At 56.0% G+C, this 15,370-nt stretch carries 1 protein-coding gene; it reads right to left on the minus strand.

Annotated features, from left to right (window positions below; translation table 11 throughout):
• Positions 1 to 13: 13 nt before the first annotated feature.
• Entirely contained in the window at positions 14 to 15,364 is a 15,351-nt protein-coding gene (locus Q8L79_RS18845) for a tandem-95 repeat protein (protein WP_305274234.1), read from the minus strand.
• Between the last annotated feature and the right edge of the window lie 6 nt (positions 15,365 to 15,370).

The following is a 15,370-nucleotide window of genomic DNA, read 5'->3' on the forward strand; positions in this document are numbered from 1 at the left end:
CTCATCACATTACTCACTTCGCCCTCACCACCAAGCCCGTCAGCTCTGCCAGGCTTTGCTCCTTGGGCTGCTCTGTCAGCTGCTCCGCAACCCAATCGTCTTTTTTGAGCTTGCCCAAAAGCGGCGCTTGGCCGGCCCAGTCGATCTTATTGCCCATCCTGCCGCTGTACTGATTGACGATGATAGCGTCTTTCCGGTCGTCATGCCGTTGCCCGTAATCGGGGTGGACAGACTGCACGATAATCTTGGCGCTGCGTTCGTCATCGTAGCTTGGGTAGCCGTGGTGCTCACTGTGCTTGAATCCGTGATGCCGACCATTGTCGTGATGATGTTCGTCATCGTCATTTTTAGGCAGTACGGTCAAGGTGATGCTTGCCATCGTGATGAGCTTTCCGTCGGATACGCTGTAGCTGATGGTCTCCGTACCCGAGAACTCGTGCTTCGGAGTATAGGTATAGGTGCTGTCTACATTCTTGGTAAGCTTACCTTTCTTAGGATTGGTGAAACTTAGGACCAGCACATCGCCATCGACATCGCTGATCAGCCCGGCAAAGTCGATGACGATGCCGCCGCCTTCGGTCAGCGTATAACTGACGTTGCTGGCGAGCGGAGCATCGTTCACCGGGAGGACGGTGACCTGAAGATCGGCTTCGACAGTTGCCTTGGACTGATTGGATTGTTCCGTCGTTGTGGCAATAACCTTTAGAGCGAATTGGCCGTTAAAGTCCTTGGGCGGCATGAGCGCAAGCTTGCCCAAGTTCCAGCCGGTCACATCCGCCGTGGTATTGTCCAGGGTGGCCGTGAAGCTGTTAACGCCGTCGGTTAGCGTAGCACCGACCGGAATAGCTCCGATGGACAAAGTTAAGATTTCGGAACCGTCGGTATCCCGCAAGGCCGCACCGATAACCGATAGCGGGACAGCGGCGTCCTCAAAGCCGGTGTTGGACGGGAGGGTTTCGCTCAGGGCGATGTTGTCGATCATCATGCCGCGGCCATTGGACTCGCGCCGGGTGGCTTCGCTGACGATGCGAAGCGTTTGCGCTCCGCCTTTGCCGATGAATTGGAAAGTGCGGGTTTGCCAGTTGAGCATTGTGGATGGGCTGGTGCTGTCCTCGCTGCCGATTTTTATGCCATCGATGTAGATGCCGATCCGGGTGCTGTCCGCGCCATAACCCAGGTGACCGGCAAGGTCGAGGCTCAGGATGTAGGTGGCTCCGGCGATAGTTTCGATGCTGCGTTCTATGCCCAGCGTTTCATGACCTTCGCCCTTGGCATCGTTGAGTTCGAGCCAGTTGCTGCCGTTGCCGCTTGCGGCATTGACGATTCTGCGCCGGCCTTGGACATCACGCATAAGGTCGCCGCTGCTCCAGATTTCGAAGCTGCCGTGCTCTTCGTGACTGTCATGGTCGTCGTGGTCATCGTGGTCGTCATGATCGTCGTGGTCGCCGTGGTTTTTACCCGGCCGGGCGACGGCTATCCAGCCTTCAAGTTCGCGCTGTTCGAGTAGCGTCGAGTTGGTGTTCCGGTTGCCCACGCTTTCCCAGCCGGTACGGAACAGTTCGCGACTGGCGCCGCCGACCTCGCTCAACACCAGCGTAGGGGCATCGGCTACCGCGGTCACGATCAGGCGAACGGTGGCGATGCCGGAATCCAGTTCGCCATCGTTCAGCTGGTAGCTGAAGCTGTCTTCACCGCTCCAGTTCTCTAGCGGAGTGTAGCTGACAGTGTGGTCGGCGTTCACCGCCAGGGTGCCGTGAGCCGGTTGACTGACGATAATCAGGTTCAAACTATCGCCGTCGACATCGTAATCGTTAGCCATGATCGAAAGATGGATGCGATTGTCTTCATCCAGCGTGACGCTATCGTCCTGCGCGACCGGGGCATCGTTCACCGCAGTGATGGTCAGACGCACCAGAGCTTGCCCGGAATCCAACTGCCCATCGCTGACCGAATAGCTGAAACTGTCCTCGCCGTTGTAGTCGGCCTGCGGAACATAGGTATAAATGCCGTCGGCGTTCTTGAGCAACTGGCCGTGCTGCGGCGTGCCGACGCTAACACTGAGCGGGTCGCCATCGACGTCGTTGGTACTTCCGAGCAGGTTGAGCGTGATGCGCCCGTCTTCGAGCAAGGTGGAGGCAATCGGGCTAACCACCGGCGCATCGTTGACCGGGACGATGGTCAGCATCACCGTGGCGATAGTCGAATCCAGCTCGCCGTCGTTGACTTTGTAAGTGAAGCTGTCGGCCCCGTTGTAATTCGCATCGGGCGTGTAGGTAAAGCTGCCGTCGGCGGCAACGTTGACTTGGCCGTGCTGCGGTCCGGCGACGATGCGGCCTTGCAATAAAGTGCTGTCGATGTCGGCCGCAACGGCCAACAGATTGCCGGTGATTGGCGTGTCTTCGTCGGTAACCAGTTGCTGATCGCCTGCGGTCGGCGCGTCGTTGACCGGGATGATATTCAGCGTCACCGTAGCAAGGTTGGAGTCCAGCTCGCCGTCGTTGACCTTGTAGGTAAAGCTGTCGGCACCGTTATAGTTCGCATTGGGCGTATAAATCCAGCTGCCGTCGGTGTTTTGGCTAAGACTGCCATGCGCCGGACCGCTGACAATGGCGGAAGCGAGTGCGCTGCTGTCAACGTCAACGGCCAGCGACAAAAGGTCGATCGTGACCGTGGCGTCTTCCGCCAGGGTTAGCGCAGTGTCAACGGCAACCGGCGCGTCGTTGACCGGGGTAACGGTCAGCGTCACGGTGGCGAGGTTGGAGTCGACCCGGCTATCGCTCAGTTTATAGCTGAAGCTATCCTCTCCGTACCAATCCTTATCCGGGGTGTAGCTGAAGCTGCCCAGCTGGCCTAGCTCGGGATTGGACAGATTGATCGTGACTTGTCCGTGGCTCGGGGCGTTGACGATGACCGGTATAAAGCCGGGGTGGAGCGCGTTGATGTCGTTCGCCAGCGCGTCGATCACGGCCGGAGTGTCTTCGGCCAAGGTGGCGCTGTCGTCGGCGGTCTGCGGCACGCCCAGGCGCAGGTCGCGCACGGTGATTTGGCTGTTGCTCGCCTCGCTGCCTTGTCCGAAACCGATCAGGTCGAACGACAGGTTGACCGTAGTGCCGGCGGCAATGCCGCCGAGATCGACCAAGTAGGTGCGGCTGCCGTCGGCATTGTCGATCCGCGTGATGCCGGAAGCGACGTGTTCTTCGCCGTTGGCTTGGCGGTTCAGGAACGCGTCATTGCGAGTCAAACCGGTCGCGCCGAGTAGCGACAGGCCGGTGTTGGCGTCGAGCAACGCGGCTTCGAACGCGTCGTCCGGACCAGTGGCTTGGTCGCCCAGCGTGGCGTTGGCGAGGGTGAAGGACAGGAAGCGGTCGTGCTCGCCGAGGACGAAGACTTGGTTCAGGCGGGTTTGGTTGCCTGCCGTTTCGGTCAAGACCGCCTCGCCTCCCGCTTGCCCTGAGCCTGTCGAAGGATTGACGGCGACGTTGCCGGTGGTTGTCCAGCCGTCTAGGCTGTTCAGCTCACCGTTAACTAGGGCCGGATTGGCGGCGGTATCGTATTGCGCCGGGGCGTTGGCGGTTGCGCCTTCCCCAAACAAGCTACCGGCGCTGTTATTGTTGCGGCGCGTCAGGCCGAGGAAGGAGATGCCGAAACCGGCGCCCAGCGGCAAGGTGGGGATCGGCGATGGTGTGGGGTTGGTGCCATTGACGGAAACCGTAGCGCCGTCTAGCCCGGCCAGATTTTGCTTGGCTTCGGTGACCAATTGCGCCATCAGCGTCAATTCGTCGGCCGACGGCAACCGGCGGGTGCCGGGGGTTAAGGTGGTTCCCATGAAGTTATGGGCGTCGGCGCTGTGCTCCAAGCCTAAAGCATGGCCGTATTCATGCAGCAGCACGGACAGCATATCCATTTTGCCGGCGGCCTCGCTGCCGGCTTTGGCAACCCATTCGTTGGGGTTGCTGGTGGGCAGGAAGCTGTCGTTCAGGTACGGGGTGTAGTCGATGTACCAGCCGTGGCCGTCGGCGTCGGTGTCTAGGGTGATGGTGGCGTTTGCGCCTGAGCCTTTGGTTTCGCCAACGGCTGTGCCGGTGAGGTTGGCGAAAGTCACGGCAGGGCTGGCGCCTGCAAAGGCTTCGGGCAGACTGAAAGAATAAGCACCATCGGTTAAGCTTACAGTATCTACGATTATTGGTGCTATGGAGATTTTCCATGGATTAGTAGCACCTGGTGGTATGTCCGCGTTGCAGAACCATTTATAGGGTTCGTCAGAAGAAGAAACATACTCTTCAAGTACGTGAATAAAGAACCGCACCTCAACGCTAACCCCATTTTCTTCCACCTGAGCAATAAGACTGTCGTTGCCATAATAGCCTTTGTCTGGGTAGTAATAGCCTTGTTCTAGGTGCCCGTGCTTGGGTGGTTCGATAATGGTAGTTTTAGGGTTGGTTACAAACCATAAATCCTTACCCTCGTAATCGTACATATAGTGCATAGCATTAGCCTCAGCATAAATTTCTGTTTTCGGTTCGGGCAGCTCACCGGCACCATTAACGATTTCGCAAACACCTATAATTCGTTTTTTCTGGTTAGCAGTCTCTGTTTGGGCGGTAATTTGGGTTTGATCCTGCACTTGGGCAACCACTAGAGTGATTAGTGGCTGATTCGGAGCAGAGGGTGGTTCAGTAAACCAGACCATAACATTGTCTCCTGGATTAAGGTTAAGTGAAGCGGTTGCTTGTGTTAGTAATTGTTGAATCACGCTAGAAAGTGCCGTATCCGTTTTGACGGTGGTTGTGTTGAATGATTCTAGCGTTGCGGCATTTAAAGGCTGCGGGCTACGGGTAATCGGAACTATTTCACGCTTTTGTAGACTAATGCCAAATTGAGCGTCGTAGCGTTCGGCACTCAATGATTTAAAGCCCAGGTTTTTTAGTGCAGCCTGGATGTTTTCGTAAGGGTTACCGCCTTTGGTGGCTTGTGGCACAATACCACTTATATGATTTTGGGCGCTGGGGATATTGCGGTAATTATCCCAGCGTTTTCTGAATGACTCTGTATCGGTAGTAATACCCCTAGATACCCGCCTAAAGTCTTGCGTGCCAGCATCAGAAACAGGATTGCTCCACTGCAATAAATCCGCTTGTTGATTCAAGGTTCTACCTATACTTGTACCGTTATCTCTCTTAGCATCATTATTTCCCCAAAACCAAGCACCAGCCAGTGCTGAAAGCATGTGACCATTGGGGGTGTTTTGGCTAATTAAGTCAGGATTCTCTAAAATTGAGTCTTGTATACTTTTTCCTCCAATAGATGTAATTAGTTCGGGATGTTTCCTCTGAATATAATCGGCAAACTGTAGATACGATGGCTGATGGGTAAGCTGTACTAATCCTCGCCCAACCCAATTGTGGGCAGTGTTATCTGAAGCTTTGCCGTTTCCAACCAGACCAGTACCCAAGTCTTCTGAATAAATTCTGTCTATAAACAGATCCCTTACACCGTTCCAAGTCGCCCCTGTTGCAAGGGACATGCTCTGCGAATAAACCCTTACCCCATTAACGAGAGGAGCATCTACACCTGGATCGCTTAAACTTACACCGTCCAAAACTGATAAATGAAGCGTATTTTTGACAAAGTCTTTCAAATTTAAAAACCTCGCCTCCCTTGCGGTGATCGTCGCCGTGGCGGAGTGCATATTTTCATGGCCGTTATAAGTAAATGCGCTTATGAATTTATCCAATATAACCCCTACTCGATAAGGCCCCAGCTGTTCTTTGAGTTTAGAGAGTCCTCCAGTTTCAGCTCTTGCCTGACTCATGAATGCCGCAATCCGCTGCGGGGTATCGATCTTGAACTCTTTCATCGCTAGTTTCAAAGGCTCCACCCAAGATTGATAGTCAACACCACTCATATTACCCATAAACGCTGCCAACGATTCTGCCGTCATCTCCTCGCCTAATGTTTTGGCCGTTCCACCAATCAATATCTGATTATTGTTAATCACGCTCCCCGCCTGCGTTCCATTTCCAAACAAAGCAGTACGGATCGTATCGGCATCGCTATTGACAATATTGATGTTGTTCCAACCACCGCCATTTTCTCCTTTTTGGGTCGTCGAATACACAGACAGAAAGTCCAGTAGAGCCTGATCTTGTTGGTTGGCGCCACTGCTGTTACCAGGGCTGCCATTGGTGTTGTCGATATTCGGGTTGCGCAATAGCCCAGCCAGGTATTGGGCATTGGCTAAATCCCATTGCTGGCTTTTGTAGGCTCCTTTATCGGGTACGCTCCCTAGTTCGCTGTCCTTATTTTTGTCAGGAATGATGCCCAAAATGACGTCCTTGCCGTTGACTCTGTCCTGATTACCGGACCCATTTTCTGTTTTTGAGATGTACGCGGTATTGATGCCCAGGTTCAAAGCCACACCCAAAGGCCCGGTGCCGGCAAACAAGAGGCTGTTAGGCCTAACCACAGCGTCGTTTAGCGCGTGGTTGGCCTGCTGGCTTGCTACCATCAAGTCAAACACCCAACTGGTGCCGAACACATTGCCGCCTTTATCGCCGCCTGTTTGTAGATTCATCCAGCTGTTCACCCCTAACCGGGCATTGGTGGTTTGATAGCCGGTGCCGAGGCTGGCGAAAAACTGCAGCCAATGCGGCGCGTTGTAGGCGCTGAGCCAATCAATGGTAGTTTTTCGTTGGGCGTTATTGGCATCGGCTTCGATTTTGCCGTCTATGCCGTTGAGGTCGGTTTCACTTTGATAGCCCGCAGCGCGTAAGGCGTTTTGTCGAGCGGCCGCTCGTGCGGCCTCGATCTGCGCCTGCGTCGGGTTGTTGGCTGATAATAGTTTGAAGCTGCCAGGGACTTCTTCCAGTTTTACAGTTTTGTTGTTTGCGCCACTACCCGTGACGGTCGCCCGGTATTGGATTTCTACGATGTTGTTGCTATCTCGCCCTGTACCTATTGCTGAGGTATAGCGCACCACTGTCTCAAACAACTTGAGTGCCTTTTGCTCATTGTCATCAAATTTACCGTCACCGACTTTGATTTCTTGCTCTGGCTTGCCACTAACCGAGTTGGTGGCGGCATAGCCCAAATACTTTAGGCGCTGTTCAACACGGGTAATGTCCAGAATGTTTTGGGCGTTCGTATCAACGCCGCCTTTTAGTTGAAATGCCAAGTAGCCGGGGTTATCCAGCGGCCTGTCGCCAACAAAGGCATTAGGCGTGGAAGCATAGTCTTTGACGGTGATAGTGACCAGTCCTTTACCTGTCTCTGGATCGTTTGCCGCTTGCAAACGGTCTTTGAAATAAAAAATCAATCCCGCGAATTTATCCGCTAGGGTTTGCCCTGCGCGTAACTTTTCTATGTCGGACAATTCACTGGGTAAGTTCTTTACATCGGTAATGTTCGGCACAAAAAATAAAACACCACTATTTGTAAAATCTGCTGTCTCCGTACTTAGGGCATTACTGCTATACGCCGATTTGCGTGAGAGGATGCTGGGAATACCGGAAGCATTTACGTTGTTGGTCAAAAGCTTCATCGCAGGTGTTTCTGCAAGCCTGCCCGTAAATAAGTTTAATTGTTGTTGATCTAATGAGAAATCATGCAGTTCTTCCATTCTAGTAGTAATAAGCCCGTATTCTTCCTCGTTCAGTTTATCAAAGGGCAGTTTGGCACTTGCCTCGGTCAGCAAGCCTTCCCGCACCAATAATTGCCGCGCAGCCAGTTCTTTGAGATCGACACCGATCACGTCGCCCATACGGCCTTCGACGCTGGCGTTGATCCATTCGGGATCGAACGCGGTGCCTATCGTCCCTCTGAATTCGCTACCGGGATTGGCGATGCTCTGCTCGGCATTGGGAGTATCGATCAAGCTGATGTGCTTGCGCAAACGGTCCTGGTCGGTCTGGGCCAGGGTTGCTGCAATCAGGGCTTTGACATCCCAGGCATGGCTTTGGCTGGGCTTTTGGCTTAAAGACTCCTCGCTCAGGAGGTTGCCGCTATAAGTGCCTTTCAATTGGCCGATCAGGACTTTACCGTCTTCGGACAGGCTGAGGTTGACGATGCCGTAGCCGTCCAGCGGCAAGGTGGCGCCCAAGTATTCGGGGCTGCCTTCTCTGCCGAACGGGTCTTTAACGATGCCGAGTTTGCCGCCGACCGCCACTTTTTTAGCGGAAGCCGAGCCGCCCACGGCCAGCGGCGGGCCGGACGGGGTGAATACGAAGCTCGGCGCTTCGTACATGGCCTTCCAGTAAGGATCCAGGAAGTGGTAGTTGTCGTCGGAGACGATCGCGTATTCGACGCCGTCTTGTTCGACCAGTACCGCGCTTTGCGCCCTCTGGATGTCCAGGCGGTCTATGGTGATTTTATCGGTCGGTTGCGACAGGGGAATGGCCTCCAGCTTGGCGCCGGTGATCTTACCGTCGGCATCGCGGGTCAAGGTGAGTGTGGACAGGCCGCGGTTGTAATCGGATACGTTGGCGACCAGGTAACGGTTTTCATCGCGGGTGGCGGTGATGACTTGCGGGGTTTTGCCGCTCAGGCTGTCGTTCGGCAGGCTGGCTTGGATAGGCGGGGCAATGGCGCCGGTTTTAAAGTTAAAGGTTTTAAAGTCCAATATGAGGATGTTGCCCCGATCAGTCGTATTAGGGCTAAGCGATACGGTATTGGACATTTGCGGCATGGCAACCACGAGGGTCTGCCCATCCGGCCCAGCGGTCATGCCTGCTACGCCGAGTTTGCTGTTCTCTATGCCGGTGCCTTGGATAGATTTAAAGGTTTTGTAGGTGCTGCTGCCGGGATTGGTATCCATCGCATACAGCTGGTTGTTGCCGGCACCGTTGCCATAGCTTTGGCCTTCACCGACTATCAGCAGGCTACCCACCGATGCCAAGCTGACGATGTTTTTACCGCCTTGTATAGGAATGCTGTCTATGAGTTGGAAGGTGAGCAGGTCGATTTCATAGATGACGCCGGTGCCTGCCACGTAGGCGCGGCTTAGGTCGGTGGAAAAGGCGATGGGTTGGACTTTGTTGCCGGTGAGGTAGACGCTACTGTTATTCGGTTTATTTTTAAAGTCTATGGCTTGCCCTGTGCCGATTTTGTTGACTAGGTTGACTTGAGCGACGCTTATGGTTTTGTTTTCCCGGAAGAATTCGATGCCGGTGCGGGTCAGTGTCGCTGCCATGTCCGCCTTGGGCGTGATGCGGGCGGTGTTGCCTGCAAATTCTATCGGTGCAACGCCGGGCAGGAAGCCGGGGATGATGCGCACCAATTGCCAGCTGACGCTGCCGACAGCGAAGACTTTGCCGTCTTGGGTCTCTAATTTTGAGGTTTCGACTCTTATTACACCGCTGGTTGCACCACCAAGTTCTTGCACATCAATGTGTATGCCATTGGCAAACAGGGCGCGCAGCATGATTTTACCCGTTAACTGGCCGGGATTGGTGTTGTCAACGGTGATGGTAACGGTACCGGCGCCATTCGCTGCCGCACCGGTGATGTTAGGCACGACGACGTTACCGTAAGGGGTCATTACGGGCGGCAATTTGGCGCTGGTGTTGATGACCGGCGGTTCGTTGACTTTGGGAATAACTATATCTGCAAACTGGGGTACGCCAAAGTGGTAGCTGGAGGCTGTTCCCATGGTCGCCATAGTGGCGACGATGCCGATCATGTTGGAGGTGATCCCTATGGGCAGCACTGTGCTGCCAAAGCTCATGGTAAGGCCAACCGACCCAGCAAAGGTCATTGAGTCGCCGATGCCGACTGTGAGCTCGAACGGGCTGCTGATAACCCCCGGCAATTTTTTGTACACCATGTACTCGCCGGAGGCATCCAAACCGCCATACGGGGGACTGGCGGTTTTGGCGATGGCATTGCCGCCCGCATCCAGGCTGATAAAGCCGTTATCGACTACCCACCAGGTATCTTGGTAAATGAGGTTTGTGGCCGTACTGCCTTCCGCAAGCACTTTGCCTTTGCGCAGGAACCAGACTTCATCCCCGGCTTGCGCGGCGATGCCGTTTTGCACGGGGATGGCGAGTTGCAGCGGGTAAGCGGTGGTGGAACTGCCGACGTTGAGCGTGAAGGCGCCGACGGCTTCGAGTCCGCCGGGCTGGGCGGCAAAGATGGCTGTGCTTGGATCTATAGTGGCTAAATCAATACGGCTGATGGCTACCGGGGTATCCTGTTTCAATGCACCTGCGCCGATCAAGACGGTTTCCCCGGTTTCGGCGCTGATGGCTGCGCCTTCATGGGCATTAACGGCAATCGTTTGCGGCGTCGCGGTGGCAGGGTCGTTATCGGTGGTTTGCGCGGTTTGTACGGACAGCTTGATGTCGCTTTGGCCGATCACTTGTTCGCTGACGGTGCCGTAGGCGTCGACCACGCTGCCCAAATGGACGATGGAAACGGTGACTTGGCCGCTACGTAATGCGGTGATTAAGCCGTTATCGCTGACGCTGGCGATGCTGTCATCGGAAACGATATAGCGGGTGCCGCTAAACACGGCAGGTATGGCCGCATAGATGTAAGTGGTGATTTCACCGGTATCCAGATCTACATACTCATCTATTGTCTCTGGACTACCTGCAAATGCGGTTTGGCTGGCTTCGTGAACATCTGAATTGAGTCCGGTATTGGGATCGGTCACATGGACTTTCAACTGCCGGGTGCTTCCTGGAATTAGGGTCAATGTGCCGGGATAAACATCGGGGGTTACTGTCAATGATGCGCGGGTATCGGTGAGTTCGCCGGTTTGCGGATCGAGCTGCCCTGGCTGCGCGGCGTTAATGGCCGCAACGGTGCGGATGGTGTAGGTTTGTTGCTGGGCGTCCGTTGCTGAACGGCTAAGGCTGATCAGTCCTGCGCCTGCGGCTTTGGCGCTAACCAAGTCGCGGGCATCGTCGATAGTGATCGCAATAGCCCCAACTTTGCCCAATGGGCTAAGATCCAGGGTATTAAGGGTCAGGTAGTCGCCGGAACCGGCGGTTAAATCAACGTCTTGTTCATCGGCAAAGTCGCCCACGGCATGGATGCGGGTGCCTTGGCCGGTTTGCATGTTGATCAGATCGGCCAGGTTGGTGATGCGGATGGAGGTCAATGCCGCGCCGCTGACGTTCACATTCAACTCGATAGGCGCACCCAAAGCATAGCCGTCATCGGCTTGCAAGGTGATCGTGGCTTGGCCTGCGTAGCCGGCTTCCGGGGTGAAGATCAGGCTGCTGCCGTCCCGGCTGAGTTTGGCGCTGCCGTGCGTTGCGTTAATGACGCGCAGGAAAACGCTATCGCCCTCAATATCCTCGGCAATGGCACTGACGCTCATTTTTGTGGCAAGGTCGGTGTGGGTTTTGCCTTGCGGTAAGTCGGTAACAGCGGTGGGGGCCAGATTGGCTTTGAAGCCGTAGTTAGCATAGAGCAGTTGTCGGTCTGCGGCGTTGGTTTGTCCATCGCCGTTGAGGTCGCCTGCGGGATTGCTGTCTAATGCATTTTGCTGCCACGCTTCGCTGTCTGCGCCGTCGACATTGCCGTCGCGGTTCAAGTCTCCTGCGACGCTGATGCGTACGCTGGCTGCGCCGGCGCCGTTTATGCGGATAAGTTTGGCGCCTGCTTCGGTCACCCGCACGAGCAAGGTGTTTTTGCCGTTCACGGTGGCGTTGCCGATCAGCGTTGCGCCGGTGACTTCGATGTTGGCATCTGCCGGTAGTTCGGTTTCCAGCGCATAAACAATCGCGCCTTGCGCACCGGGGCTATGCACGGTTGAAGCAAGCTCTGAGTCACGGACGTTAAAAGCCAAGGCGGTGCCATTTTGGACCAGTTCGCCCGTCCATTGGTTGGCGCTGCTGTCGCCCAGCCAATTGACCGCCGCGCCAAACTTGGCGGTTATGGTGTCGGTAAACAGTTTGCCTTGGCTATCGTAGGCCAACGGCGTGCCCAGATCGTTACTGTTAAGGTTGCGTACCAAAGCGAGGCGGCCTTGTGCATCGTAACGGTAGACGGTGCTGACCGTCTCGCCTTGGGCATCGGGGCCGGTGACGCGGCTGATGCGGCCTTGGCTGTCGCGTTGGATTTCGACGCGTTGCGTAACATCGCCGGTGACTGCGGCAATACCGGCATCGGAAACCAGCCATTGCGCGCCATCTTGGAAGGTGACGGCGGAAATTTTGCCTTGCGCATCTAGTTCATATCGGCTGCCGTCGGGCGCAATCAGGGTGTATGAGCTCGGCACCCACGGCAGGCCTGTCGTTTGATCATAAAGATGACTGCCTTGGCGCATCAAGTTTTCTTTTGCATTGTCGGCTACGCTGGTATGGGCTTGCAACTGCCAGCCTTGTGAGTCGCTGAACTCAGGGTGGAATACTTGCGGTGCGTTTGGATCCTGGCCTAGGCGTTCGCTGTTTGTGCTCAGGGTGAAGCTTAGACTGAGCATTTTGGCTGTGGCTTCCGACAGGTTTTCAGGGATTTGCAGCCAGACGCGTGCGCCTTCCTGCCACGATGCGGTTGCGCCGCTATCCGTTGTGGTGGGCTGGTCGGTGGTCAGTTGTGTGTCCAACAGGGCTAGCTGCCAGTTGCCCAAGTCGCCGGTCTGCTGGTTGTTTGCCGTTGTATCGATGTTGCGGTTAAAGGCTAACGTATGACCGGCAAGCTGGTAGCTGTTGTCGGTAACGGTCAGCGTACTTAAGTCTTTTTGCGCGGTGTCGATGATGATGTGCGCTTCAATTTCTGTAGTGCGGCCGACCAGATCCCACGCCGATAGACGCAATTGATAGACGCCGTTGGCGAATTTGGACGGGGCTATGCTGATCAGGTCTAGTTGTCGATCAATGCTGACCGCGGCATCGTCATGCTCGGCCAGCGTCTGCCAGGCGTCGCTGCCAGCCGGGGCTATTTGCAGTTTGTAGCCCATCAGTTGCTGCTCAACTAAACCGGCTTTCAAGGCTGTAATTTGACTAATTTCCACCGGCTTGGTGGCGGCTGTCGCACCGCTTAGCTTATCCGTCCATGCCAACAGCGGCGCTGCGGTATCGGCCGGGTTTTTGACGCGCACGGTATGGGTTTGGCTGCTGACAAAACCATCGCGGTCTGTTGCAGTGACGCGTACTTCAATCAAGCCGGGCTGGGTGGGCAGGAGTTTCATGCGCCCTGCACTATCCAGCGCTACGGTCTGCCAAGTATCGGCAGCGCCTAAGCCGCTGCCGCGCACTTCGGTGACAATGCCGGCGATACCGCTCCAGGCATCGGCCCTGACGCTGGCGATGACGGTTTGGCCGGGTAGCGCCGGTGTGCTTGGCGTCGTCGACACGGTGATTTTGGGCTGGTTGGCCGAGGCTTCCGCCACGACACGCAAGGTGAAGGTTCTGGCGGTGATGTTTTTACCGTCGCTGACTTTGGCGGTGACGGTAAAGTCGCCGATCTGCCCTGGGCCTGGAACCCAATTGAGACGGCGCGTTTGCGCATCGTAACTTGCTCCTTCCGGCAGGTTGGCGAAGCTGACTACTAACGCTGCGGTTTGTTCCGCGCCGTCCGGGTCGGTTGCGCTGATGCCGTTAGGGTTGGCAGCCGCGCCCAATTCAACCGGCAAGCTTAAAGTTTGCCCGATAACCAGCGCGTGATTGGTCGCGGTCAGTTGGGGCAGACGGTTAGTATCGAATACCCGTACTTGCACGGTTTGCGTGGTCGTCGCATTGCCATCGGTCGCCTGGAAGGTAAAGCTGTAGGGATGGTCGTTTTCAATGGCACTGTTAACGACGTTTTGATCGGGCGTCCATTCAAAGTAGCCGGTGGCACTGTCAAAGACCACGCCGGACGGCGTGGTGCTGTCGTAAACCAGGCTCATGCTGATGGCGTCGTTATCGGCATCGAAGCTGCGCAGGGTGAAATTGACGGTCTGGCCTTCGTTGACCAGTTGTAACGGCATCGGCAGCAGACGAGGCGTCTGGTTGACGTTGGCGACATTGACTTCGAAGCTGCGCTCGAACTGGGCCGCGCCGTCACTGCCGCGCACGGTGAAGCGCCATTGTCCGGCGGTGCCGGTGTTGCTGTCTTGCGCGGCAAAGGTATCCGGCGTCCATCGGAGTACGGCGAGGTTGCCGTTGCTTGCGCTCGGCACATCCAGGATCATGCCGCGCGGCAGGCCGGTCGTCGCCCAATCGATCAGGTCGGCATCGGTATCCCGGCCGAACAGTTCTATCGTGAGCGGCACGCCTTCTGAGGCATTGAGTTGGATGGGGGCGGTAGCGCCAGTATCTGTAACTTGCGAGCCGTTGACCTGTACGCCCAGCATTTCAGGCGCGGCATTGGCTGCGCGCACGACGACGCGCACGGTATGCTTGGTCACGTTGGGCACAGGGTTCTCAGGTTGCACGTAGCCTGCATTTTCAGGGGCAAGGCCACTGTCGGTGACGACCAGCTCAATATCGCGAGAACCGATGTCATCGACTGTCGGTGTCCAGATCAGGGCGGCATGACCGTATTGGATGGCTTCTTGTATTTCAGCACCCACGGGGAGGCCGTTGGCGCTCCAGGTCAAGGCGTCCTGATCCATATCGTTTGCCAGCAGCGCTACGCTCAACGGTTGGCCTGCGACGGCGACGACTTGGCGCGGCGCGGTAATGACCGGCGCTTCGGTCTCGCTGCGCACGGTCAGGACGAAGCTCTTGGCTTGGGTGAGCACGCTATTATTGGCCGTCTGTCCTGAGCCTGTCGAGGCCTGTCCTGAGTCCAATCGAAGGGGATCGCCATTATCCTGCGCAACCACCGTTATGGTGTAATCGCCACGGTCGTTTGCGCCCGGCGCAAAGCTGATCACGCCGGAAGCTGTCCCGTTGTTGGACGGATTTTGGGTGTAGGTAGCAAATCTCGGCAAGCCTAAGATGCTGACCTGGATAGGATTGCCGTCTGCGTCAACCACCGATACGGGGATTTCGATCACGCTGCCTTTGTCGACAAAGGCATTGCTGATGTCGCCGATGTCCGGCGCTCGGTTGGCGTTGCCCACGACAATCGGCAGCACCAGTTGGCTGACGGCGGGCACGCCGGTGCCGTCGCCATCATCGGTCGCCGTTACTGTGATGCTGTATGTGCCCGCTTGGGCAAAACCCGGCGTCCAAAGTATTTCCAAGGTCTCAGGATCGAATGTCGCGCCGTCCGGCAAACCCGCTACCTGATAGCTGACGGTTGCCGCCGTGGTCTCAGGGCCGGTTGCCGTAGCACCTGCCTGAAAGCGGATGCGCGGCTCAAAATCCGGGTTATCGGGATCGAATGCGAAAGCGCTGATTTGTAGCGACTGGCCTTCCAGGATATTCCAAGTTTCGGGCGCATCGAAGACCGGCGCGCCGTTGGCGTTGAGAACGTTTAAGACCACGTCCTG

Origin of the sequence: Methylobacter sp., from assembly GCF_030680395.1 — a bacterium.
GTDB lineage: Bacteria > Pseudomonadota > Gammaproteobacteria > Methylococcales > Methylomonadaceae > Methylobacter_A.